The sequence below is a fragment of the Methylophaga sp. UBA678 genome (assembly GCF_002299105.1).
GTDB lineage: Bacteria > Pseudomonadota > Gammaproteobacteria > Nitrosococcales > Methylophagaceae > Methylophaga > Methylophaga marina.
This window is the reverse complement of record NZ_DBNG01000022.1, coordinates 26,326-51,208: the sequence shown is the minus strand read 5'-3', so window position 1 is coordinate 51,208 and position 24,883 is coordinate 26,326. Positions and strand designations below refer to the sequence as shown.

Sequence of the window (24,883 nt, the reverse complement as noted above, 5' to 3'; positions counted from 1 at the left end):
GCTGATGATATGTTTTTATAAAGTCGTTTTATTAAATAAAAACAATTCGTTAAAAGTTTTTATTCATTGGTCAATTTGCTGACTGACGCGCAGCTATCGATGTTGTTAATGACTCGTTCATTAACGCTATTCCGTCATTTACTCGGTATTCAATAAAGCCTTGCTCAGGGTATAGGCGCCATCTCACAAAGGAGTGACTGATGACAAACGTAAAAAAACTCTGGTTGTTTCTCGCTTTCTTATTGTTTGTTTCTTTTGGTGTGCTGATATGGAGTGGTAATCAGATTTATCAACAAGCACCACCCATGCCCGAAAAGGTCGTCACTAATGATGGCCAGCTAATCTACAGTCGTGATGATATTGAGAAAGGACGACAAGTCTGGCAGTCCTTTGGCGGAATGCAACTTGGTTCAATCTGGGGGCACGGTGGTTATGTCGCACCAGACTGGAGTGCCGACTGGATGCATCGAGAGTTGATGGCCTTACTCAATCTCTGGGCAAACCGAGATTATGGTGTGGAAAGTTTTGAGCTTGCCAATGCCGAACAGCAAGCCGCTTTGCAAGGCAGACTGAAGTCCCTAGTCAGAAAAAATACATACAATCCCGACACTGGCGTCATCACTTTAAGCTTGGACAGAGTCAAAGCGATAAGTCAGGTATCTGAACATTATCAACGCCTCTTTAGTGATGAACCTTCAACGGCTGAGCTGCGTGAAGCTTATGCCATGAAAAATAACACGGTCACCGATCCAGAAAATCGTCGTGTACTTTCCGCTTTTTTCTGGTGGACGGCATGGGCCACTATGACTAATCGCATTGATGGTGACATTACCTATACCAATAACTGGCCTAATGAGCCGTTGATTGATAATAAACCACCGGCGAGTATGTTCCTCTGGTCTGCATTTAGTGTGACATTCTTACTGGCTGGAATTGGTTTAATGGGCTGGTATTACGCGGTGTCTCATGGCAAAGAAGAGGCGACCAGTAAACTGCCGGCAACCGATCCCATGCGCGATTTACGACCTACACCTTCGATGATGGCGACAGCCAAATATTTCTGGGTGTTGCTCGCTTTATTCCTGGTACAAATTCTACTTGGTGCGGTGACTGCGCATTATCAGGTGGAAGGCCAGGTTATGTATGGCTTTGAGTTATCGGAAATTTTGCCTTACTCGATAACTCGCACCTGGCATACCCAGCTGGCTGTGTTATGGATAGCACTTGCCTGGCTCGCGACCGGCCTTTATATCGGTCCTGCCGTATCGGGTTATGAACCGCCTTATCAGCGATTCGGTGTGAATCTGCTGTGGGTTTGCTTACTGGTTATTGTGGTCGGTGCCTTTACTGGACAATGGTTCGCGGTGAATCAGACATTAGGATTGGAGCATAACTTCTGGTTCGGTCATCAAGGTTGGGAATATGCCGATATTGGCCGGTTCTGGCAGTGGTTCCTGTTTATCGGTTTATTACTCTGGTTGTGTTTGGTGGGGCGCTCGCTCTGGCCGACATTACGTCAACCCTCTGAAAGTCGTTCCATTATTGGTTTACTGTTCTTATCCACCGTTGCCATTGGCTTGTTCTTTGGGGCGGCACTGGTCTGGAATGAACACACCCATATTTCCATGGTGGAATACTGGCGCTGGTGGTTGGTTCACCTCTGGGTTGAAGGATTCTTTGAAGTCTTTGCCACAGCAGTTATTGCGTTCTTATTTACTCGTCTGGGCTTAATCCCGGTCAAAACAGCAACAGTTGCTGTGCTGTTTGCCACGATTATTTTCATGTCAGGAGGCGTAATTGGCACATTGCATCATCTCTACTTTGTCGGATCACCTACACCGGTATTGGCGTTGGGTGCCAGCTTCTCAGCACTCGAAGTAGTGCCACTGGCCTACATCGGGTTTGAGGCGTATCACAATTACACATTGGGTCATGCGACTGAGTGGATGAAACGTTACCGCTGGCCGATTATGTTCTTTGTGGCCGTGGCGTTCTGGAATTTGGTCGGTGCCGGTTTATTTGGATTTTTAATTAATCCACCATTATCGCTGTACTACATGCAAGGTCTTAACCTGACGCCTCTGCATGGTCATACCGCCTTGTTTGGTGTTTACGGTATGTTGGGTATTGGTTTGACCTTGTTCTGTATACGCGGTATCAAGCCTGATCTAGTCTGGCCGGAAGGTATTCTTAAAGCCAGCTTCTGGTGTTTCAATATTGGTCTGGCTCTGATGGCTTTACTCACGCTGTTACCGCTTGGCGTTATGCAATTGTTTGCCAGCCTGAATCATGGTTATTGGTACGCCCGATCAGCGGACTTTATGCAGCAACCGGTTGTTGATTTACTGGTCTGGATGCGTGTGCCCGGGGATACCATCTTTGCTGTCGGCGCTTTGTTATTAGCTTGGTTTATTCTCAGCTTATGGATTAAACCAAAATATGAAGGTGGGCAACAACGCGGCTAAAAGCCAATCCGATTGAAGGACTGACTCAGGTGATTGAGTTCTATGATGAGGTGAGGCAAGTACACTGGTTGATGGCCTTTGCCAGTGGCGGCTTGCTCTTCATTCATGGACTCATTCACCTGAGTCAGGCCGATAATCTGCTTTCAACGTCTGTTCGTTATCTTCGCTACGGCGTTGATACGGTGTTAATCACCGCGGCGTTAATGCTGACCAATATCGTGCAGCAATTTCCTTTTATCGATGTTTGGCTTACGGTGAAGTTTCTGCTGCTGATGGTTTATCTCTTTCTCTCACACATCATGCTCTACAACACAAGAAACCAGCGGCAATATGCCACAGTTTGGGGGCTGGCTTTGATGACGTGGTTGTTTATTTTCAGCGTAGCGAAAACGCATCAAAGCGGGGGCATATTCAGCTTGCTCTTTTGACGTAAAAGATACATTTAAGCCTATAGCTGGTTCGTTGAAAGCCATTTTATAGATGCATTTAGAGGATAGTTATGTACGGGACATTATTACTGCTTCACATACTCGCTGCCACCATATGGACGGGAGGGCATATCGTCTTATCGGTGGTGATCTTGCCAAAGGTATTAAAGCATCGTTCGCCTGAAGAGCTGCTTAGTTTCGAATCAGTTTATGAAAAGATAGGCATGCCCGCCCTGATTATTCAAATCTTAACGGGTTTGTATCTGGCTTATCATATGCTGCCAGACATCACACATTGGTTTAACCCCACAAATCCCGTCTCACATGGCATCATGGCAAAATTGTGTCTGCTGCTTTTAACACTCAGCTTTGCTGTTCACGCACGATTTCGTGTGATTCCTCACCTCTCTCCAGACACACTCAAAGTGATGGCCTGGCACATCATTCCCGTCACCCTTTTTTCCATCTTGTTCGTCGTTGTTGGCGTGTCATTCCGAACAAGTTGGCTTTATTAATCACACGGCAATAACAGGAGGCATACATGAACATTAAGCTACATCGTATTTATGAAAGTGATGCACCCACAGGTTACCGAGTACTGGTGGACCGATTATGGCCACGTGGAGTATCAAAAGAAGACGCCAATCTGGATGCCGACTGGAAAGAACTCACCCCCAGTGATGAACTACGTAAATGGTTTGATCACGACCCTGATAAATGGAACAGATTTCGTAAAAAATACCTCAGCGAACTGAGTGAACATAAACAAACAGCCAAAGACTACCTAGCCGAAGTCACACAAAAAAATGTCGTGCTCCTCTATGCAGCAAAAGACAAACAACACAGCCATGCTCATATATTAAAAGAGTATCTCGAGAAGCTGGGTTAGCAAACGATTTTCACGTCAAACGCAAAACCCGTTGGTATAAGTGCCTTTCAAAAATAGGATTACCCATTTTTATTCTATGGTTTTGTATGCCACTGATAATAAATGAGTTATAGTCAGCTTTAATCAGGTAGTGAAAGAACGTCTAGTGATGACAACAAGGATTTGAGCCAGTACAGAAAGTGAAAGCTTGCCATGAAATATCCGAGTCTCAGAACACGAAAAGCTAGGCACTATTTTTCAACGTGAGCTTAAAAATTTGGCCTTATAATTCTGTAAATAAGAAATTACTTTTATTAATAAACAACAGATTAGAACTTTTGGTGAGGAATTATAAGGCCGCCTGCTTAATATTTATTATGCGGCCATTGGCCTCATAAAACACACTGTTATGAATATTTAGGAGATCACGAGTGTTTGAAAATTTAGATATGTCTACAAAAGATATAATAATGACAGCAGCTGTGATCTTGGGCCCAATTTTAGCGGTTCAGGCTCAAAAGTTCATTGAGCGGACGCAAGAAAAAAAGAACCGCCGAATGGCCTTATTCAAAACGCTCATGTCTACCCGAGCTGAGCGCTTAAACAGAGATCATGTTCAGGCCCTTAATATGATCGATATAGAATTTTACGGCCGTTTACTGCCTTTTCTAAAAACGCGCTATCAAACAAGAAAAGAGCAGGCTGTAACTCATGCATGGAAAAGCTACAACAGTCATCTTAATCAAAAAGATGAATATGAGTCTTTAGAGCAATGGATCAAAAAAGGCGATGAGTTATTTACCAACATGCTTTATGCAATAACCCAGTCTCTAAACTATGACTACGATAAAGTTCAGCTTCAAAGAGATTGTTATAGGCCAATAGCTCACGGAAACATAGAAAATACACAACTAGCCATACTTGATGGTTTAGACCAGCTTGTAAACAAAGGCCGGCCTCTGCCAATGTATGTGGTTAATTTTCCACCCCAAGAACAAGCTGATAACAATGAGCAAGATATTCATAACAATTAAAGGCACAGGACGCCAAAACCGCCGCTTCGATTTGGTTTTGTCGCCCGTGCTTTAGGCGTTACATGTTTACCGGAACAATTCGCTATGCGTTCCGATTCTTGCAAGTTTTAAAGAATCTGTATCAATTTTATAAATTAAAACTAAGTCAGGTTTAATGTGGCAATCACGATAGTTTTTCCAATCATCTGATAATGGGTGATCTAGATATTTTTCAGATAAGGTTTTGCCAAGTTGTAGTTGTTTTATGACGTGACCCACTTCAACGATATCAGTTATGGATAGTTTGGCAATTTTCTTAAAGTCTTTTTTAAATTGTGTTGAGTATTCGAGCTCAAGCATCAACGAAGCTTTCCAATATTCAAATTGCTAAATAATTCTTCAACATCTTTAGCAGAACTGGCATTGCCAGCTTCAAGCTCAGCAATAGCAGCGGCGGTTATGTCATTGGGTTGGCGCACTTTAAGTTCAAAAGGAATACCACCATAATTAACCACCGCTTTGGCAAATAGCTTTAGCGCCTGGGAGGTGCTTAATCCCATATCTTCGCATACGTTAGTAAATGCCAATTTGGTATCGGCATCAATTCGGGTGCTTAGCGTTTCTGTCTTCATAGTGTCACCAAAAGTTATTCATTGTCTTACAATGTAAGACATATTCTAGCAAGTGGCATGCAAAAATCAATAGTTTCAGAGTAATTGATTCATCAGACCGCTGGCCGCATAAAGCATACTGTTATGTGATTAAAGGAGGTCTCAGTCATGGACGTTCACAATTTTGGAATGCACGTTTTTCATCAACAAATGGAATTACAGCGAATAGAAAGAGGTGCTGTATATCACTATAGAAATCCTGTAGTTAAAGCCTGCAAAGCTCTATGAATATGTCCAAAAGTTTGAACAAGAATTAGATGATGAGCTCTTCTAACGTACCACAGAATCTAACTTCGTTACTTTTGTTGGGTTCTCAACACGGCACTGCTCAGGCCTGTGTATCATCGTTCTGTTTATATTTGATGTTTGCATCATTTTATTTGGGATCATAATGTTTGCAACATAGTCCAAAGTACAATTGCACTGAGGTATTGTTCTGGGGCTAAGTGATTGAATTCTTGGGTCACTAACACCTTTTACGCAATCGTTATAATTTCTGACAATCGGCCCTGTAAACGCCTTACCCGCGCCTTCAGGTAACATTGCCAAGATTTCAGCTTCTGTATGAACCTTGCTATCGTAAGTTTCTTGTGCGAAAGCTGCAGATGATGTGGCAAGTAAAAATAATGATGTAAATAAAATGGTTTTCATTGTGAATCCTTCAAAAGTTTTATGAAGTATGGTTTGGAGAACCCTTTTACAAAGAAAAGCTTATACTACTTTATTCTAAATAGAGTAGTAATCTTCTAAATTATCTTCTGCTATATACGAATCTGATAAATCAATAGTGTCAGCAACTGTCTTAAACTGAAAAACAAAGAACAAAACCGTTATGAAAAAAGTATCAACATGAAATTCTATTTATTGGTTGCTTTGTTCTTTATTACCAGCGATCTGTTTGCTGATCAAACAGACACCATCATTAAGTTGAAAACCGAGACAGGAATACTGGAAGGCTCTCTTGTTATCCCCACTGGAAACAGTCCTGTGCCTGTAGCATTAATCATTGCAGGCTCGGGGCCGACGGACAGGGATGGCAACAATCCTGCGATGAAGAATAATTCTCTAAAAATGCTGGCAGAGGCGTTGTCTAAAAATGGTATTGCGACTCTGAGGTATGACAAACGAGGCATTGGTAAAAGCCAACAAGCGGTCGTAAAAGAGAGTGAATTGCGGTTTGAGCATTACATTTCAGATGTAAAAGACTGGGTGGCGTTATTAAACCAAGATGAGCGCTTTAAGGGCGTCACAATCATAGGACATAGTGAAGGTTCATTGATTGGCATGGTGGCTGCTCAGGAAAGCTGTGTGAAAAACTTCATCTCTATTGCTGGCCCAGGTCTTTCGGCAGATAAGGTCATATTGGAACAAATAGAGTCACAATCGCCGCAAGCTTTAACTCGTGTATTACCCATCATTGAGCGTCTCAGGCAAGGCAAAAAGGTCAATGACGTTAGTCCCCAACTCTATGCTTTGTTTAGGCCGAGTGTGCAACCTTACATGATATCTTGGTTTAAGTATGACCCCACCAAAGAAATAGCCAAACTTAAGATGCCAGTGCTGATTATCCAAGGGTTGAACGACATTCAAGTGCGTGAATCACAAGCAAAAATACTTGCTAAAGCCAACCCACATGCACAGTTGAAGCTGGTGGATGGCATGAATCATATTTTCAAACAGACTGGGCCGCATCGGGCAGATAATCTTGCTAGCTATAATCAGCCCGATCGGCCAATTAATCCAGTCCTGACTCATGTCATCACTGACTTTTTTATGCAAAATGATAAGCAGAAATCTAATTTAGCTCATATAAAAAGCTGTGTGACTCAATAAGGCTAGCTAGATAGCTACTGAGCGATAAAGCTGAAGTGTGATCTCCTATTTTCCCCATTAACTCACTCATCATTTTAACTTCCATCAATACCTCTCCGAGCATTTCACCTTACAGTTTGTCTTAACAGTGAGTTCACAAGACAACAGGTTGAATATCGGTATGAATGATCCGACAAAAGCATCTGACAACGAAGAAACGCCTGTACCTGAACAGGATGAGATGAATCAGGTGGTGGATAATAAACCGCCTGCCACTGAGTCCTCCAAGTCTGCCAAACGCGTGCTACGTTTCTGGTTATTGTTTATTCTGTTATCCAGTTTGGTCGTATTGCTCACTACTCGTGATGACCTACGTCAAAATGTTATTGAGAGTAGTGAACAGGCTGTTGATTACATTGCCTTTGATATGCTGGGTTGGTCACCGCGTGAGCTATTTATCTGGCGTTTACGGATGGCAGGTTTATTAGAAAGTCCATTAGGCCAACGCTGGACACAGGCGGTTGACCTGGCCAGTAAGAAACCAATACAAGCAGGTGCTCAATATCGCACTACTGAGACTTTTGAAGATGATGAAGTGGAAGCTCATATTTATCAGGTCTCATTAGAACGAGGTGAAAAGCTGGTATGGCAACTCACGCGACAGGATACGGCTGATAGTCGCTTATACGCCAGCCTTGAGCGACGCAAAAGAAATGATGAACACTGGACGACAATAAGTCATCTAGATGCGGAAGGCGACACCCAGACGCGAATCGCATCAGCAGCTGGCGATTATCGCGTTGTGTTACAGCCCGAGTTATTTGCTAAAGTCGATTATTCCTTAGCCATGGCGAGTGGTGGTTCATTACCTTTTCCCGTAGAAGGAGCGAAGCAGCGAGATATTGGTAGCGTCTTTGGTGATCCGCGTGATGGTGGTGCCAGAAAACATCATGGTGTCGATATTTTTGCTAAAAAGGGCACACCGATTACGGCTGTGATTGATGGGTATGTCCGTACTGGTAATTCTGGCTTGGGAGGCAAACACGTCTGGCTATCAGGGGGACTGTTTGGTTTAGGCAGTGCCCGATATTATTATGCTCATCTGGATGACTTTGCCGTTGAATCGGGTGATAAGGTCAAGAAAGGTGAGGTTATCGGCTATGTGGGCAACACGGGTAATGCCAGAACCACACCGCCTCATCTTCACTTTGGGATATACGCTGGTGGCCCTGTTGACCCAGCACCATTTTTGAAGCCTGAGCCAAAGTTACCTGCAAGCTGAGCATGGACTGCATGGTATGCTCTATTTTGAATTTGAGATCATTTTGGGCTGGTTCCTTTGATTTTAAAATATCATTGTCTTCTTCAGCCAAGTATATGGCTACCGAATCAAAAAATGATTTTAATGCATACCAATGCTCTTTAACTCAAGGGCAGCTGATATTGCCATTGGTTTCAATTGAGCCGGTAACGGTATAGTTACTATTATTGAAATAACATTCGACGTGGTTTGATGTATTACCTGCCCCCGAGAGGTTATTAACCGTCACACTGCTAGCGAAAAAGTATGTACGCCACTTGCTCGCTGGGGATGTGCCTCCCATATTCAGCGTGTTGTTTGAAAAGTCGATATTGGCGTTATTACCGATAAAGGCTGTGGCATAGCCAATACCGCCATTGGCGATAATGTTGATATTGTTATTGCGTACGGTGACATTACGGCTGTCTCTAATCGCTAAACCGCTGGCAGTAGCTTCACTAACCGTGGTGAACGTGTTATTCAGAATGTTGACATTTTCTTTGCCATTAATTTCGACGATTCTGGCTGAATTTGAACTAGTTATTTTGGCATTCACACCGATAAGGCTGCTGTTATCTGCCATTTCGAAAAACCGTCTTCCGCCACCGAGGCCGCCATTACTGCCTGAGCCAGAGATACTGGCTGATGGCGTAGTAATGTTGACGCTTCTTCCAGATGGGGTTTTGACCCTGAGGTTTGCAGCTCCCAAAATCTGCTGGCCTGGCTGTACTATCGCTAGGGTGTTTACCCCGGTGTAATCACCGTTCAGGATAATGGTAGCGTTGTCACCCGCGTTAGCAATGGCGGTACTGAAATTACTGGCATTAACATTGTCATCAAACAGCACAATGCGTTTGCCATCGGCGGTTTCGCGAATCACCTCGGGCGCACCGTAACTGCCTCCCTGGCTGACCACATCGACATCGCGGACAACAGGATCCGTCATCCGTTGTTCCATGGCTGTCAGTGCTCGACTTGATCTAGCTTTTGTGCCCCCCAATGGAATGCTGAGTCGCAACATGGCAAAACGCTGACTGCCACGGGGATCGTCACGCTGATATTCCAGCCCCAGCGATAAACGCGAACCTCTCGACAAAAAAGGCAAAGCATTGAATTTCATTTCCAGTCGAGCGCGCGGCCCCTGGATGGTCTCTGCTTTGCTGTCGGTAAATCGGTAGCCACCAGCATAGACACGTAATTGCTTATCGTCTTCGGGAGTAAATACCGGAATACGCCAACCGATTTCAGCGTCGTAACCGCTCATGGAGCGTTCTTCACCGGCGCGGTAGGTGATAGCGGTGCCGGAAAAATCCGCAGTGCCTAAACTCTCTTCAAAGTAGCTGGTTTTCCCCACGGGAATATAGGCATTGGCACGTAAATCCCAGTCCATCGACAAGGCTTCGACACCTAAGGTCACTTGGTTGAAGAAATTGTCATAGGGGCTTTTACGACGGTCAAAATAACCATAGCCACCGAGGTTCCAACCATTGTCCAGCATGTGGCGAAGACCCACACCGATGTTGCCTTCGTAACTGTCATCGTTATCCATACGGCCGCGCAGATTCGCAAACAGCAGGCTGTCGTTGTTTTGCCAAAGCGGTATCAATAAATCTGCTTCACCCAGGCTACGTTCGTTACCCAGTTTGCCTTCGAAGTCGATACGTGGCTGCCACTTGTCAGATGAGCGTGCTGTTTCAGCTTGAACCTCAGTGATAGTGACAAAGCTGGCGGCGAGCATGAGAGAAAGCAGTGTTTTGTTCATCAATGTTCCTTACTTCTAAGTTTTCATTTGTTACTGGCTGAACATGAACATTGAGAGTGTGGAGAGTTGCATCCATGCCTTTAGCCGTGCATTATCGATAAGTAATGCAGCATATTTTTGCTTTTTCGCCGAAAGTCCTCGCAGAATTTCGACAAATCAAAGATTTTCCAAAACAAAAAAGTTGTTATTCGGTTAGAACAAACGGTTTAACAATTTGGGTGAAATGTGTTTGTTAAAGCGAAAATACAGATATGCATATTAGGAAAAGACACAACGCGGTGATAGTCACTGATTAGTGACACTTTTGATAATTAAGTTATAGAAACACACATGGAAGACGCTCAAAAACAAGCCATTCATCAGCTTTGGGATGACATGGCCGCTAGCAGTGCCTCTCGTTCATTGGAAATGCTGGATACCACACTGCAAAGACTGGCCGATCTGGTTGATGCTCAGCAGGCCTACTGGATAGGCTCGTTAAGAATTGACGCTATTGCTGAAAATGACCCAGCCTCTGGCTGGCGAGCGCGCCACAATTATTATCTGCATCATACCGCCGAACGTGAAGCTGTTCGCAAAGAACATTATCGTAGGCTCGATAGTGGACTGGTTGATCCCAGTATTCTTGCTAACCTTAAGAATGCCGGCACATTCAGAATCAATATCAAACACGAGATGGTGCCACCGGAATGGTTTGAGTCGGAGATTTATAAAAAATTATTTGTGCCTTTTGATATCCGTGATGTCATTTTCGTGGCGACGCCAATCAGCCCTGATGTGGAATCATGGATGATATTTGAACGCGGTGGTAAAGACTGGGTGAATTTTGGTGAAGCAGAACGCCAGTTATTGGATTATGCCGTGCGTCCGACAAAGTGGTTCCAAAAACAAGTCACATTGCATCATGGTATTTATCTCGCCGAAGAAACACTGACTGCAGCCGAGCGTCGGGTGCTGAGTGGCCTACTCACTGAGAAAACAGAAGCCGAGATTGCCGATGAGTTGGGCCTAAGGCATAGTACGGTTCACACGTATTGCGTTCGTATTTGTCGTAAATTTGGTGTGCGTGGTCGTAATGGGCTTATTTCATTGTGGCTTGGCGAAACGCAAGAATAAACTTTCTATCCAAGAGAAAAATCTGAACACTTTTCTTCAGTGTGTCATGTCACTGAAATCCGAGCTAGTCAGATATGATCAGAAATACAAACGTTCAGGCGTAGAGTACTACAGTCTAGTCTTATTCTAAGATCTGTTATACGCACGTCATGGCGAATCCATAATCCTATTTATTGCTATCTGACATCGTAAAATACGTACTTATCGCTCGAACACGGCTAAAGGGTGTGTCGTAATGATATGCATCATCACACGCTGACCTGGTTCTGCGATGTTTTCATGACTGCAACGAATTTTCACCGTTGCTCCAGCATCGGTTTTGATTCCATATAGACGAGCACTGCCTTCATAACGACTCCAGATAATTTCGCCATTACCCCCTTCGTCGAGCGTTAATGAGAGATCGTCAGGTCTAAGTAATAAATCCACCTCACCTTGTGCATCATTGACGGGGGAGGCTGGTGCATTACCTAAAGCAGTGGCGACAATGTTACTACCGGTATTAAGTGTGCCGGGTAGAAAGCTGGCATCACCGAGAAAACGAGCTACAAAGCGACTTTGTGGTTTGCTAAAGCAGTTTTCTGGTGTGTCGATTTGTTGTAGTTTGCCATCTTTGAGGATGCCAATCCGATCACCTACAGACAGGGCCTCTTCCTGGTCATGGGTGACCCAAATGGCTGGTACGCCTGCTTCTTTGAGTGCCTGACGAATTTCCCAGCGTAAATCATCTTTTAGAGCCGCATCCAAATTAGACAGTGGTTCATCCAGCAAGACAAACGCGGGCTCATGTGCCAGCGTGCGAGCCAGAGCGACACGTTGTTTTTGACCGCCTGAGAGGTTTGCCGGTTTGGCATCACGCCAAGGCGTCAGGCCCAGCAATTCGATCCAGTGGTTGGCTTTAGCATTGTCTTTCAGTTTGAAGCTGACATTCTCTATGACGGTCAGGTGAGGAAACAAGGCGAAGTCTTGAAACACCATACCGACCTGACGTTTTTCCGGTGCGATGGTTTTAGTGGCAGTAACGGTGTGTGAGCCCAGCTTAATTGTGCCATCGGAAATAGGAATAAGCCCAGCTAATGCTTGAAGAATGGTCGTTTTACCGCATCCAGTGGGGCCAACCAGTGTTAACAGCTCAGCGTCTCCGAGTGTAAAGCTAATGTTATCCACCACTTTTTTCTGCCCGTAATGGACAGAAACATTCTGCACTTCAATCATGAGAGAGAGGGTTCCTCTTCGATGATATCCGTCTGGTTCCAACGCTCACCATAAAACATGATGGCCATAGCCAGAGCGGAAATCACTACTAATAACAATCCGGGAATGGCTGCCTGACCAAAATAACCGGCTTCATAAACGCGCCATAAATAGGTGGCCAGCGTTTCAAAGTCGAGCGGGCTCAGGATCAGCGTTGCCGGTAATTCTCGCATGACTTCAAGGAATACCAAAGCGGCACCGGCAACGATGCCACGAATACTCAGGGGTAACGTGATTCGGCGGAACGCCTCTTTTCGACTGGCTCCCAGCAGACGTGCCGCCTTTACCAGACTAGGATCAAGACGTTCAGAAGTCGAACGAATGGAGCCGACCGCGAGAGGCAAAAAGCGCATCACATAGGCTAACACCAATAAAGCCAGTGTCTGATAAAGAAAGGAAAGCTGTAAGCCGACATAGACTAGGGCGGTGCCCATAACAATACCAGGCACACCAAAACCAAGGTAACTCACGCGTTCCATCAAGCGTCCAAATTTACCGCTGATGGCGGCCTGTGCTACAGGTAAAGCAAAGATGACGGTAGCGATGGCGGCGAAGAAAGCGGCATAGGCTGAGTTCCAGGCGTAAACCAGTTCAAAGTTACCGGCACCTTCACGCCATAACCAGATGCAAAACACAGCCAGCGGTAACAGGATAGATAAGGCAATTACAGGCAGAGAAGCCAGCAACATTGCGGATGTGCGAAGTTTACCCGGCCATAAGGTCAATGATTTACCCGGTCTTTCGTGTGTGCCTTTAACGCGCGACTCAAGAAACAGGATAAGACCCACAATCACCAGCAATTGCAGTGATAGCATCGCCGCTTGGCTGAGACCGAAGCTGTTGTATTCCACATAAATCATGCGAGTAAAGGTATCCAGCCCTAAAATGGCCGGCGTACCAAAGTCAGACAGGGCATACATAGCTGCCAGTAAAGCGCCAGCAGCAATACCATTGGTGATACGCGGTAAAACGACAGACCATAGACTACCGAGCAGCGACATACCTAACGTGCGTGCGGCATACACCAAACTGGCATCAAGACTAAGCAGAGAGGCACGCACAGTCAGCATGACAAAAGGGTAGGTGTAGAGTGCCATCACCACACTGGAACCAAACAAACCATCAAAGCTGGGTGTTGTGATACCTGTTAATTGTTCTATTTCGCCACCAGGCCCGAAAGCGGCATAAAGCGTGAAAGCCCCAATATAGCTGGGAATAGCTAATGGTGCGGCCAGTAAAACCAGCCAGAACTTACCCCAGGGGAGTCTGACATACGCAGTGAGTAATGCCAGCGGAACACCAATTAAGACAGCACCTCCAGCGGTGAACACCATCAGGGCTAACGTATTGGTAAGAATCTCGAGATTACGAGCATCAAACAGCTGTGGGCTGTCGGACGCTAATGAGATCAGCACCACCACTGGCATCAGCGCTGTCAGGGCGATGATTAATGCCAGAGGGTAAGACGGAGACCATCGCTTCATAAAACGCCGACGTTTCGCATCAAGTCGATGGTCGGACGCAAGTCACCCAGACGGGTTAAATCAATTTGTGGCGGATTAATGCTATTTAATTTTGGTAATCCCTCGGGCGGATGGACGCCTGTCACAAGTGGAATTTCACAGGCTTCTTCAGCAAGGTAAGACTGCACTTCTTTAGTTAATAAATAACGAATGAAGTTAGTTGGCAATTCGCCTTCTTTGAGTGCCAGAATGCCAGAAGCATTAACCAGACAACCCGCATCGTTATTGGTGAAAGCCAGGTCGACATTGGCATCCGGCTTACCTGCTTTTAAACGCAGTGTGTAGTAATGATTAGCCAGGCCGATATCTACTTCACCGCGTTCCACAGCCATCACTACACCGAGTTCACCTGCGAATTTTTTGGCTTTTTGGTTCATGGCTTTTAGCCAGTCAGCAGTCGCTTTATCACCCTCCAGAATTCGCATGCCGGTAATAAAAGACTGAAACGCCGCATACGCCGGGGCCCAGCCGACACTCAAGTCGGTATCGGGTAAAGCCATAATATCGTCTGGGATTTTATCGGCAGTTAATTTCTCGGTATTAAACGGAATGGTTCTGATACGACCGGTAATAGGCACCCAGTCAGGAAACTGGAATTCATCACGCAGTTGGCCTGTCAGATCGCTAGGCAGTGGCTGTGCAAGCTCGGCCGATGTGACCATACCCACCGCGCCAGAATCGACTGCCCAGAACAAGTCTGCCCGACGGACACCAGCCTTAGCTTCAGCGAGGATGGCATTGGTCAGAGAAGCCGTCGGTCCACGACGGATGCGTAACTTAAGATCAGGGTTACGCTTTTCAATGGCTTTGATGACATTTTCATACAGTCCACCCTCACCGCGTCCAAGGTAGAGGGTTAACTCGCCTTCGAGTTTAGGTAAATCCTCAACCGACATCGCATTAGCAGGATCGGCGAGAACTTGTTTAATACTCAGTGGCAATGCACCGGCAGCGGCGAGCGCTGCCAGAGATTGTATGAATGTTCTACGTTGCATTTAGAAAACGTCCTTTCTCTCTTCCGCCGATTTTTCGAGTAAATCATGCGCTGTATCGATTTTGCCTTTCATCGTGTTCACAACTTCGCGAACTTCATCCAGGCTCTGGCCTTTCTGAATCGCTTGTGGCAGCACAACATTAAAATCTTTTTCCAGATCTTCTACCAGCCCGGCATCCAGTGAAATCAATTCACCTTCGACACCTTCAAACAGGTTCAGATAGGTATCGTGCACAATGCTGACAGCTTCTTTATCTAGCTGCTCAGCATATTTGGCAACAACGCGATCCAGACGACCTTTGATAGCTTGAAGTGCTTCCAGAGAATTCGTTGGGTTGGCTTCAGTCGTGACGACTTTGTCAGTCAGGCCTTTGTCTTGGTATTGAGCCGCTAATTTTACTGCACCTAGGGCTTGCCATAAAGATTGTTCGAGGAAACGTTGTTGAATACGGATGTCTTCAATCGACTCTTGTTCTTCCAAGGCATCCTTCACACCGTATAAACCCTGCCAAATAGAAGCGTAAACAGGAACATAATTGGTTTCGATAGCTGAATGGAATTTCACCTCTTCCCAGTATTCAACGAGTAATTCAGGTTTGGCTTCTTCTACACCACCTTTCTGATAGCGGCTAATCATTTCTTCGACTTTTGTATTCAGCCACTTCACTTCTTTTGAGTAATTATCGAGGTTGTCAGATAAATGATTGACGTGTTCACCGACTGGGCCGTTAGCGAAAGTAACAGGGGCTGTAAATAAGGCAGCAGCGCCTAACAACGCTATAAGATGTTGGCGTTTGAACCAATTAATCGTCATCGTTTGTATCTCCTGGAGTTGCGATGGGTTTTTGATTTAAGGTTATTTTTTGATAATGATACTTATTTCTATTACCAGGGTAAACTAACTATTGTCTGGATGTTAGCTCAAACGGTGTGAGTTTTTTGCAAACTTGGCATTGTGTTTACACCAGATTGCAGACTTCGACCTTATTTCTTGTGAGTTGTTTCATCTTGATTCAGATATGCAGGTTGGTCATACAAAACGATAGGAAGGTGAATTACCTGATGACTGAAAAAAGAATCCATCTTTGGTCGTTAAAGCAGTCGAAAAATACGCTTTTCGATCGAGTCGTTCAGAGCGCCTTTTCATCAGCGTTGCTATTGACAGCCATGCTATAAATTTCTGAAGCAAGTAAACCCCAACACTTTTTAATGACTTCAGGATGATTAAATTAAGATGAGCAGCAAGAAACATAGATTTGATTTTCTCAGAAAATACATATGGCTTTTTAGTTTATTACTCAGCAGCACCGTTTTTGCACAATCACCCTTTGAGCTTGCTGATGTGCTGACCGAGGCAGGGGAATCACATTCCTATATGGCCAAAGAAAAAGACTTGGAAGTGCCTGTTACCATCATTCATGGTACGGAGCCCGGTCCGGTTTTATTATTAACAGCGGGTATACATGGTGATGAGTTTCCCGCTATTTTGGCCTTGCAACGGTTACGCGAAGAAGTCGATGCAAAGCAGTTAAAGGGTACCTTGATTCTCGTGCACCTAGCCAATTTACCGGGCTTTCATGCTCGTCGTGTTGCTCTGCATCCAGCGGATAATAAAAACCTGAATCGTGAATTTCCAGGTGATAAGAATGGCACGCCGACCGAACAGCTGGCTGAATTTTTCACCCGTGAATTCATCAGTAAGATGGACTTTCTTATCGATATGCATTCCGGTAGCTGGAATCAGCAACTACTGCCACACGTTTATTCCCCCTTTGTAGATAGCGAAGAATTGGATGAGCTGACCTTTGAGTTTGCTAAAGCGACAGGTATGCAACATATCGTGATGTATGGTGAACGACCACGTGATCCAGCGAATTCAATTTCTTATCCAAATACGGCGATGACGCGTGGTAAACCAGGACTGACCACTGAAATTGGTCATCTGGGTCAAAGTGATGAAGCGTTTGTTGAAGCGACGCTGGAACTGTCACGTAACGCGCTCTATTTTCTGGATATGTTGCCGGGTGAGCCGACCCCGCATCCAGCCCCTGTGATTTATGACAAACTGAAATCAGTCGCCAGCCCTGTTGATGGTTTATTTACCCCCCGCGTTGACATTGGCAGTGTGGTAGAAAAAGGCACCATCGTCGGTGAGGTGAGAGATTATTTTGGCAATGTGCTTACTGAGTTAGCTTCTCCAATAAACGGCACCGTGATGATGATTAACGAAACCCCACCTGTTAAAGCGGGTGAAAGCCCAGTGACAATTGGGATAGAGCAGGAAGTTTAAGTCAGCATTAAGCAGTCAAATAACACCTCAGCCAATTAAAGGCCTGGCTGGGGTGTTTGTCATTTTGGTTGCTGTTATTACCAGCTAAGCTCTGGGTCGATACATTGATAAATCTGACCCAAACTCTGTTCAGTCTTGAGTAGCTCATGGGCCAGTCTCGCTACTTCTTTCCGATGAATCAAACCATGAACTTCTTGATGTTGTGAGAGCTGACCGGTGTGGGTGATATCACCGTCTTTCAGACCGCCAGGGCGCAGTATGGTGTAATCAAGAGTACTGGTTTGCAGCCAGGACTCGGCCAGCGATTTCTCTCTTGCCGCTGCTCCAAATCCTTGCTTAGAGCGCTCAGACAAATATTGCCATGAGTCACCACAACCTAGTGATGTCACCAGTAGAAAGCGCTTGATATCGTGAGCTTCCATGGCATTAATCAGGTAGCGATGACCGATATAATCCACTGGCACATCAGCACGGTAACTGCCCATCGTTGATATGACCCAAGCCTCTTTTGGCAGGCTGGAAACCGTCTGTTCTACCTGTGCTTGAATGGTGGCATCACAACTTAGTGCCTGCACTTTTAGCTCGGCTAACCGTGGGTTTTTTGCGGGGTCTCTAGCGACCCCTATTACTTCAAAACCCTGATCATGAAAATACTCCACCATGGCTGCGCCTAAACCACTGGCCGCACCGAAAATAACAACCGTTTGCATACTTTCTCCTAGTTTGAACAGGTGATCAGTGTCTATTGATTCTGGAAGAAATACCAGTGACCCCATCATACAAATCCGGTAGAACTATGAATATGGAAAAAGTCATGGCTGGGAAACCATTTTGTCCTGATTTCTGAACCGAATAGGACAAAGCTTCAAACGCCAATGAACCACATGAAATTAAGTGGCTGGCATCAATAAAACAAAAATAGATTCAACATCCATAGGAGAAAGTATGAGAGAAAGAGTAAGAATGCAGTTGCTGGTTTTTATCACCTTAATATTGATGGGGCATGCTGCATTAGCTGAATCGCAAATAGAGAGAAACAACCTAAACGGTTTTTGGGTAGAAACCTCTGGCAGAGGAGTGTTAGCGATTGACGGTGATATAGCGACTTTTTCTCCAAAGGGCGATTTGAAGGCTGAGGATCGGTATCGGGTCGAGCAGAACGGCAATGATGTGACACTGACGCCAGGCAAAAGCAGTGTCACATTTCATAAAACAATGACTACCACCATTGACTGGAATAAGCCTGTGCTGAGCCTTAAACACAATCGTTATACATTCGTTCCGGCACCAGAAATAAAAGCTGCTGAGCTGGACGGTTACTGGGTTGAAAAAAGCAAAACAGGGAATACGCTGGAAATACGAGCGATGGAGTACAAAGACCAGGCGAGTCGCTATGATTTTTATTGGTGGAAGGTCAATAACGCCTATGCGAGTTATCAACAAGGCGTGGATGAAGATGTACCACTCAAAATCGTCAATGGTTTTGTTTTTACTAACCCCAACTTATCTGATGCCTATCGTCACTACGCCATAAAACGAGAAGGTGAAACTATTTATTATGTCGATAGTAATGGTGCAACCTGGTCAGAAACTAAAACCAAGACGCTCAAACAGTATCAACCACCCAAAGGTTATAGAGATATGACGGCCATCGTCGAGCAATATCAGTGATCTTCCTTCATCATGAATAACGCTTAATATTAAGGGGCTAAAGTGATGGCCCTTTTTTATTCCCCGTGGTGATAGTTTTATCCAGGTTAGTGACGTCTTTCACATTTGCAGATAAGGTAGAGCGACTTCATCATTTTCATAGCAATAAGGATGCGTATGCAGAGATTACTGACCTGGTTTGGACGACGAGAACTCGCATTTTGGATTGTGCTGCTGTTGCTATCCGGCTCTATGTGGTTATTCATGGAAGTGGCCGACGAAGTCATGGAAGGTGAGACACAAGCGATTGATGAAAGGATTTTGTTGTCTTTGCGTCATGCCGATAACCCTGAAGAACTGTTGGGACCACCCTGGTTAGAACAAGTCGGGCATGACATCACCGCGCTTGGTGGCAATACCGTGCTGACATTGCTCAGCGTTTGGGTGATGATTTTTTTATTACTGATTCATAAACGTAAATTAGCCTTGGTCGTGCTATTGGCCACCGGCGGCGCATTACTTGCCAGCTTTATGTTGAAGAGTGGCTTTGACAGGGCAAGACCGGATTTAGTGACACACGCCACCATGGTTTACACATCAAGCTTTCCCAGCGGGCACTCTATGTTATCAGCCAGTACTTACCTGACACTGGGGGCTTTGCTGGCACAGTTTCAAACCAGCTGGCAGGTGAAAATACTCATTATTTGTACATCCATTCTGTTAACAGTATTGGTCGGTATCAGCCGTGTTTATCTGGGCGTGCATTGGCCGACAGATGTTGTCGCTGGTTGGACGGTAGGTTCTGCCTGGGCCCTTATGTGTTGGTATCTGTCTCGTCAGTTTGTGCATGAAAAAATCGACACGGTGTCGAATGAGTAATCAGCTTTGAGTCACTCAACGACATATCAAATTCTGGCACGTATGGGCTATGCTGCCAGAGGGCTTATCTATGTCACTATTGGCGTGTTGGCTTTTCTCTCTACGCTAGGATTGGGAGGAGAGGAGGCGAGTAGCAAAGGTGCCATTCTCAATCTCAAAGAGCAGCCTTTTGGTCAAACGCTGTTAGTCATCCTGATTATTGGTTTGCTCGGCTACATTATTTGGCGCTTTACTCAAGGCATCAAAGATGCCGACGGGCATGGTCATTCGTTTAAAGGCCTGGTTGTGCGTGGTTCCTTAATCGTAAGTGCCATTACTCACAGTATTCTTTGTTACTGGACCATCAAATTATTGCTTCATAACACAGAGGACTCGTCAGGCGATTCGGCATCTTCCAGCCTCTCGGCCTATCTGGGATCAGACATCACGGCTTTCGTCGTTGGTATTATTGGCTTGATATTAGTTGGTGTGGGTGTTGCTCACCTGTTTAAAGGCTATAAAGCTCGATTTGAGCAATATATGGCTATCCCAGAGTCTCAATATCGCTGGATCAAGAAAGTCTGTCAGTTTGGGCTGATATCGAGAGGCATCGTCTGGTGCATTATTGGTTGGGTTGTGCTGCGTTCCGCCTTTATTTCTGGCACCAGTGAAAATAAAGGGATCAGTGACGCGTTGGAATGGTTACAGACAACACCTTTTGGCAGTTGGCTCACCATGACGGTGGCTATCGGCTTAATAGCTTTTGGTCTTTATAGCTTTCTGGAAGCGGTATATCGCCGTATTGAGCATTAGGCGATCACATACAGGGAATAATTTATGCAGCATGCCTTGATACTGATTAACCCTCACAGCCGTAACGGCAGTGAAGATGCTTTGCAAGAAGCCATAGAAACACTAAAGTCTGGCGGGTTTGAGGTTTCAGTGAAAGAAACCGAAAGCGAAGATCACTTAGTCACACTCATTGAAAATTATGAACATGAGGATGGTGTGATTGTCCTCGCTGGTGGTGATGGCACTATCAGCACGGGGCTGGAAGCGATACATAAATATCAACGCACCATGGCGATATTCCCACTGGGAACAGCCAATGACCTGGCGCGATCGCTGGGTGTGCCAGAAGATTTAATCGCCGCAGCACAAGTCATTGTTGATGGTAAACGCGAACGAATCAGCCTGGGTAAAGTAAATAACCATTTTTTTGTGAATGTTGCTCATATCGGGCTGGGCGTGGATGTCACCCGAGAACTCAGCTCAGATAGCAAAAAATGGTTTGGTGTGTTGGCCTATTTAGGTGCCTTCATCAAAGCTTTCAAACGAAACAAAAGCTTTAAAGTCCATATCAAAACCGATGACTGGCAGAGCTCAAGCCGAGCGATTCACCTTGCTGTCGGCAATGGCCGGTATTACGGTGGGGGCAATATTGTTGACCAACGCTCTACCTTAGTAAACGGTCAGCTTCATTTGTTTTTTATCAAGCCACGACCTTGGTGGCAATTGTTATTATTAGGGCCTAATTTACGTGATGGGGCATTGGCAAATGAGCGTCATATCGTGCGTCACTCTGCTCAACACTTTAGTATTCACACGTCTAAACCCAAAGAGCTGGAAGCTGATGGTGAATTTAAAACCACGACCCCTGTCGAATTTGAGATTATCCCTGAAGACATAGAGGCTATTGTCGGGGACATACCTACCGATTCTGGAGACGTTTAATATGTCGATAATACGAACAGATGCACAGGCTGATGCTCTGGAAATTCTGAAATTAATCATACAAACAGTCGATTTTTACCGTGTAATGGGTGAAGAATTAAGCAAAGAAAATATTCAGCACCAGCTATTTGATATCGCAGATGAACGTGAAGCGTTCATTACCTCTTTTCAGCAAGTCACCAAAGAACTCGGCGACTTACCTTCCACCCCCGATGCCGACAGAGAATGGATTGAAGAAATCGCTGGAAAACTGACTCAACTCTTTTCGGATGATCCTAAAAATGCGATTGAAGCAAAATGTCTTGAGAAAGATGAAGTACTGGCCAACCTTGTTAACACCACCACACTCGGTGAACAGTCAGCAGAAATCAAACAACGCTTAGACGCACTCAATCAACACTTGATAAGTTCAAAATCGCGTTTAGCTGGAGACTAGGACTGAGTTAAACAGTGCCGTGCTATTAAATTTGAATCCAAAAGCGACCACTATGCTGGCACTATTTTTCACCCTAGATTCAAATTTTTGGCCTCATAATTCTCTAAATAAAAAATGACTTTCATTAATAATCAACGTGTTAGACTTTTTAAAAATGAATTATAAGGCCGCCTCTTTAATATTTATTATGAGGCCAGTGGCCTCATAAAACATACTGTTAAATTGCTTATGAATGATGATCCAAGAACAGAGCCATTAAAAGAATGGAATCGGCTTGCTCGGGAAAATACCGAGAATGCCATTGTTTCATCCATGTTCGAGGCAGGTTCAAAATCTAGTGCGCCGATTGAGCAGTTTTCCACTTGGCTGCTGGTAGGTACTGCTGCAGTTGCATCATTTTTATTAGCCAACTCAGACAAATTAGTTCCCTTAATTACTAAAACCGGATTTCTAGTCTGTGGTGCATTTCTTTGTCTTTCATGTATGTCTGGATTAATTTCAAAAATATACGCATTAAGATGCCAAATTGGAATTAAAGTCGGTGAAGCAATACGTGAAACATTCCTAGTTCATTTAGAGAGCTATGAAAAAGAAGAAGAGAAAATTAAAAAAGGGGCAGGTTTTTGGGGTATAACACTCGAAACTGGTATCCGCATGGAAAGAGTATTAGAGGAATTTTTTAAACCTCAACCACTAATAGTTAAGTGGCTTGCTATGCGAATCCTAAAGAAACACCAAGACAATCCGCAAGTAGGCTACCTGCCACTTATATCAATGATTAATAGGCAAAGTTTCTTTGCTATTTTACAAGCATTTTTGTTTTTGGGTTTTCTTGTTTCAGGGTTTATTTATGCCGCAATTTAACAAGGCGCTCGTTCGGACGCAAACTACGCTGCGCTTCGTTTGCGCCGCACAGCTTGATCGTTAGCTGCTAGAAGTGGGTGGGGGTATGGGAAGAAAGAAGAATAAGCGCAAGCAGAGTGGAGTTTTAGCGGGTCACAAAAAAGTAGGAACGAAGTTTCTACCGCCGATGATGCAACTCCCGAATATGAAGAGTACTAGTTACGTTAATCAGCTCCTACCGGAGTTAATATGGGTAGGATTGATCAATGATAACGTCGGTTATATTCGCGGCGCTCGATTATTAGAGAACGTGTTTCTGTCTGTTAAAGCAGTATTAAATAATAATGTTACTGGAAACTTTGCTTTTTCTACTTCATATAAGCAGCTTAGTGATGCGCAGCAACTAGAGTTAGTCCGACGATTGTCGATGCTGGGGATAATCGATGAACTGAGAGAATACTTGAGTCCTTTAACGCTACTTTATGATCACTTCCCAATGAGGTTCTTAGGCCCACCTGACGAACTAATTGAACATAAGGTTCTTCTTTCAAATATATCTTCGTGCGTTGATAAGCACATGAATAAGTACGAAACACCAGGGATAGTGCTAAACGGAACCCCTTTATTATCAAGGTTGGTGACCGAAACCATATCGTTTCCATCTAACATGGATTTACCTGATTTTAACGCTGTGGTTAACTCCCCTGAATCTGAAGAGGCAAAAAGAGCTGCTGGTTTTATGAGAGCTAATGCTCTTGCTGAATTTCCAGCTTTGGAGTTAGCGGATAATTGGCCGAGATATTTTTGGAATCGAGGGTTTGAGCTTTCTCCTTGTGAGCCTTTGGGGGAAATTGACGAAGATGAGTGAAATTCAAAAGCGCTTATGGGATTTTATTAGGGACTTTTCTGAAAATGTAAGTCTAGGTTTTGAAGAAAGGTGGGCGAAAGTCAAACCAGACCTGTACGACAAGCACAAGCATGAGGCAGTTGGCGGGTTGTTGGCTCGTCAAGCGACGATGGCCATCGAAATGGCTCGTTCACCGATGATGTGGAATGGAAATGTAGCACCTTTACTATTGCGAACTATGACTGATGGCTACATCACTTTATCTTGGATTCTGGACGATATTGATGATAGATCAAAGAAATATATTGATTATGGGCTAGGCCAAGAAAAGCTTTTTATTGAGCATCTAGAGGAATCTGTTCGAGAAGACACGGATGGAGATGATGTAGATAGAGTTAAAGCCATGATTGAGTTTCGTAAATCTTGGTTAGAGTCGCAAATAGCAGAGTGGGCTACAATCGTAAATATTGGTTCTTGGTCGGGAATGTCAACTAGAGAAATGGCAAAATCGATAGGTAGAGAGTCCATCTATAAATTTGCGTATGCTCCGTTTAGTGGTCCCGCGCATAACATGTGGCAGCATGTCGGTTTGTATCATATGGAACCCTGTACAAATCCTTTGCATAAGGGGCATTTAGTACCATTTGTTCGTCCAGCGCCACATGATCCTGAATACTTATATTTAGCATCTAAATATGTATCCCAAAGCTTTGAAGTGTTTGATGAAAAGTTGGATATTTCGGTAGAAAGAGAACTTCCTATAGATTTCTTTGTGAATCATGGTTTTTGGGAGTACGAAGATGGTGAGGAAAATGACCGCAGCTAACAATTGGCTTCAAGGGACATCACTCCGCGGCGCTCATTTGTGGCTAAATGCAACAAGCCTCGCCCCGCTGCGTAATGCCCCTGAGCCTGAGCGTTAACCCGTTTAAGAGGTCCAGCTTGGATATTGAAGAAATCAATAGGGTCAGAATATTTGATTTTAGCCATTTTTACACTGACCCAAATAATTAGGGATT

At 44.6% G+C, this 24,883-nt stretch carries 27 protein-coding genes; 17 read left to right on the top strand and 10 right to left on the bottom strand.

Annotation, left to right across the window (positions count from 1 at the left end; genetic code table 11):
- Positions 1-200 precede the first annotated feature (200 nt).
- The 5 genes from B3014_RS11665 (at position 201) to B3014_RS11645 (ending at position 4,795) form a co-directional block, all read left to right on the top strand.
- On the top strand, positions 201-2,465 hold the full coding sequence (locus B3014_RS11665; RefSeq protein ID WP_289244211.1) for a nitric-oxide reductase large subunit: 2,265 nt from the start codon (positions 201-203) through the stop codon (positions 2,463-2,465).
- A 29-nt stretch (positions 2,466-2,494) separates the two neighbouring features.
- A complete protein-coding gene (locus B3014_RS11660; RefSeq protein WP_289244210.1) occupies positions 2,495-2,893 on the top strand; it encodes a SirB2 family protein in 399 nt (132 codons plus the stop codon).
- 71 nt (positions 2,894-2,964) lie between these two features.
- Positions 2,965-3,408: a CopD family protein gene (locus B3014_RS11655; protein ID WP_289244209.1), complete on the top strand. Its 444-nt coding sequence runs from the start codon at positions 2,965-2,967 to the stop codon at positions 3,406-3,408.
- A gap of 26 nt (positions 3,409-3,434) precedes the next feature.
- A complete protein-coding gene (locus B3014_RS11650; RefSeq protein WP_289244208.1) occupies positions 3,435-3,782 on the top strand; it encodes a DUF488 domain-containing protein in 348 nt (115 codons plus the stop codon).
- Between the two features lie 410 nt (positions 3,783-4,192).
- Positions 4,193-4,795, top strand: coding sequence for a DUF6680 family protein (locus B3014_RS11645; RefSeq protein WP_289244207.1), 603 nt, complete (start codon positions 4,193-4,195; stop codon positions 4,793-4,795).
- Positions 4,796-4,861: 66 nt separating this feature from the next.
- Here the strand turns inward: B3014_RS11645 and B3014_RS11640 are convergent, their stop codons facing one another.
- The 3 genes from B3014_RS11640 to B3014_RS11630 all read right to left on the bottom strand — a co-directional run bounded on the left by B3014_RS11640 (position 4,862) and on the right by B3014_RS11630 (position 6,096).
- The gene (locus B3014_RS11640; protein ID WP_289244206.1) at positions 4,862-5,134 is read right to left on the bottom strand and encodes a type II toxin-antitoxin system YafQ family toxin; all 273 of its coding nucleotides are present in this window, start codon (positions 5,132-5,134) and stop codon (positions 4,862-4,864) included.
- Positions 5,134-5,406 (bottom strand): type II toxin-antitoxin system RelB/DinJ family antitoxin, encoded by a 273-nt coding sequence (locus B3014_RS11635; RefSeq protein WP_289244205.1) that lies wholly within the window; start codon positions 5,404-5,406, stop codon positions 5,134-5,136. The genes B3014_RS11640 and B3014_RS11635 overlap by 1 nt, the downstream gene beginning before the upstream one ends.
- Positions 5,407-5,715: 309 nt before the next feature.
- Entirely contained in the window at positions 5,716-6,096 is a 381-nt protein-coding gene (locus B3014_RS11630) for a hypothetical protein (protein WP_289244204.1), read from the bottom strand.
- Between the two features lie 198 nt (positions 6,097-6,294).
- Between B3014_RS11630 and B3014_RS11625 the strand changes: the two genes are divergently transcribed.
- Both B3014_RS11625 and B3014_RS11620 read left to right on the top strand, forming a co-directional pair.
- The gene (locus tag B3014_RS11625; RefSeq protein ID WP_289244203.1) at positions 6,295-7,278 is read left to right on the top strand and encodes an alpha/beta hydrolase; all 984 of its coding nucleotides are present in this window, start codon (positions 6,295-6,297) and stop codon (positions 7,276-7,278) included.
- Positions 7,279-7,438: 160 nt separating this feature from the next.
- The gene (locus tag B3014_RS11620; RefSeq protein WP_289244202.1) at positions 7,439-8,539 is read left to right on the top strand and encodes a M23 family metallopeptidase; all 1,101 of its coding nucleotides are present in this window, start codon (positions 7,439-7,441) and stop codon (positions 8,537-8,539) included.
- Positions 8,540-8,684: 145 nt separating this feature from the next.
- Here B3014_RS11620 and B3014_RS11615 read toward each other — a convergent pair whose 3' ends face one another.
- Positions 8,685-10,319 (bottom strand): inverse autotransporter beta domain-containing protein, encoded by a 1,635-nt coding sequence (locus B3014_RS11615; protein ID WP_289244201.1) that lies wholly within the window; start codon positions 10,317-10,319, stop codon positions 8,685-8,687.
- Between the two features lie 330 nt (positions 10,320-10,649).
- Between B3014_RS11615 and B3014_RS11610 the strand changes: the two genes are divergently transcribed.
- Positions 10,650-11,435, top strand: coding sequence for a response regulator transcription factor (locus tag B3014_RS11610; protein ID WP_289244200.1), 786 nt, complete (start codon positions 10,650-10,652; stop codon positions 11,433-11,435).
- A 201-nt stretch (positions 11,436-11,636) separates the two neighbouring features.
- Here the strand turns inward: B3014_RS11610 and B3014_RS11605 are convergent, their stop codons facing one another.
- From B3014_RS11605 to B3014_RS11590, 4 genes are read right to left on the bottom strand one after another with little or no spacing between them, the layout of a single operon-like run.
- On the bottom strand, positions 11,637-12,650 hold the full coding sequence (locus tag B3014_RS11605; RefSeq protein WP_289244199.1) for an ABC transporter ATP-binding protein: 1,014 nt from the start codon (positions 12,648-12,650) through the stop codon (positions 11,637-11,639).
- The gene (locus B3014_RS11600) at positions 12,647-14,173 is read right to left on the bottom strand and encodes an ABC transporter permease (RefSeq protein ID WP_289244198.1); all 1,527 of its coding nucleotides are present in this window, start codon (positions 14,171-14,173) and stop codon (positions 12,647-12,649) included. Before B3014_RS11600 ends, B3014_RS11605 begins: the two co-directional genes overlap by 4 nt.
- A complete protein-coding gene (locus B3014_RS11595; RefSeq protein WP_289244197.1) occupies positions 14,170-15,207 on the bottom strand; it encodes an extracellular solute-binding protein in 1,038 nt (345 codons plus the stop codon). The genes B3014_RS11600 and B3014_RS11595 overlap by 4 nt, the downstream gene beginning before the upstream one ends.
- A complete protein-coding gene (locus tag B3014_RS11590) occupies positions 15,208-16,020 on the bottom strand; it encodes a hypothetical protein (protein WP_289244196.1) in 813 nt (270 codons plus the stop codon). It abuts the gene before it with no gap.
- Between the two features lie 420 nt (positions 16,021-16,440).
- Here B3014_RS11590 and B3014_RS11585 point away from each other — a divergent pair, with 420 nt between their 5' ends.
- A complete protein-coding gene (locus B3014_RS11585; protein WP_289244195.1) occupies positions 16,441-17,496 on the top strand; it encodes a succinylglutamate desuccinylase/aspartoacylase family protein in 1,056 nt (351 codons plus the stop codon).
- Positions 17,497-17,573: 77 nt separating this feature from the next.
- Here B3014_RS11585 and B3014_RS11580 read toward each other — a convergent pair whose 3' ends face one another.
- Complete coding sequence (locus tag B3014_RS11580) at positions 17,574-18,206, bottom strand: SDR family oxidoreductase (RefSeq protein ID WP_289244194.1); 633 nt, start codon at positions 18,204-18,206, stop codon at positions 17,574-17,576.
- Between the two features lie 235 nt (positions 18,207-18,441).
- Here B3014_RS11580 and B3014_RS11575 point away from each other — a divergent pair, with 235 nt between their 5' ends.
- The 8 genes from B3014_RS11575 to B3014_RS11540 all read left to right on the top strand — a co-directional run bounded on the left by B3014_RS11575 (position 18,442) and on the right by B3014_RS11540 (position 24,690).
- On the top strand, positions 18,442-19,167 hold the full coding sequence (locus B3014_RS11575; RefSeq protein ID WP_289244193.1) for a hypothetical protein: 726 nt from the start codon (positions 18,442-18,444) through the stop codon (positions 19,165-19,167).
- A gap of 156 nt (positions 19,168-19,323) precedes the next feature.
- Positions 19,324-20,025: a phosphatase PAP2 family protein gene (locus B3014_RS11570; protein ID WP_289244192.1), complete on the top strand. Its 702-nt coding sequence runs from the start codon at positions 19,324-19,326 to the stop codon at positions 20,023-20,025.
- 6 nt (positions 20,026-20,031) lie between these two features.
- A complete protein-coding gene (locus B3014_RS11565) occupies positions 20,032-20,817 on the top strand; it encodes a DUF1206 domain-containing protein (protein WP_289244191.1) in 786 nt (261 codons plus the stop codon).
- 24 nt (positions 20,818-20,841) lie between these two features.
- Positions 20,842-21,738, top strand: coding sequence for a lipid kinase (locus B3014_RS11560; RefSeq protein ID WP_289244190.1), 897 nt, complete (start codon positions 20,842-20,844; stop codon positions 21,736-21,738).
- 1 nt (position 21,739) lies between these two features.
- Positions 21,740-22,174, top strand: a complete 435-nt coding sequence (locus B3014_RS11555; protein ID WP_289244189.1) for a hypothetical protein — start codon at positions 21,740-21,742, stop codon at positions 22,172-22,174.
- 228 nt (positions 22,175-22,402) lie between these two features.
- A complete protein-coding gene (locus tag B3014_RS11550) occupies positions 22,403-23,038 on the top strand; it encodes a hypothetical protein (protein ID WP_289244188.1) in 636 nt (211 codons plus the stop codon).
- A gap of 85 nt (positions 23,039-23,123) precedes the next feature.
- A complete protein-coding gene (locus B3014_RS11545; RefSeq protein ID WP_289244187.1) occupies positions 23,124-23,885 on the top strand; it encodes a hypothetical protein in 762 nt (253 codons plus the stop codon).
- Entirely contained in the window at positions 23,878-24,690 is an 813-nt protein-coding gene (locus tag B3014_RS11540; RefSeq protein WP_289244186.1) for a DUF5677 domain-containing protein, read from the top strand. The genes B3014_RS11545 and B3014_RS11540 overlap by 8 nt, the downstream gene beginning before the upstream one ends.
- On the opposite strand, the gene B3014_RS11535 is transcribed toward B3014_RS11540, so the two are convergent.
- Positions 24,687-24,854, bottom strand: a complete 168-nt coding sequence (locus B3014_RS11535; RefSeq protein ID WP_289244185.1) for a hypothetical protein — start codon at positions 24,852-24,854, stop codon at positions 24,687-24,689. The two genes, B3014_RS11540 and B3014_RS11535, sit on opposite strands and share 4 nt — an antisense overlap.
- Positions 24,855-24,883: the final 29 nt, after the last annotated feature.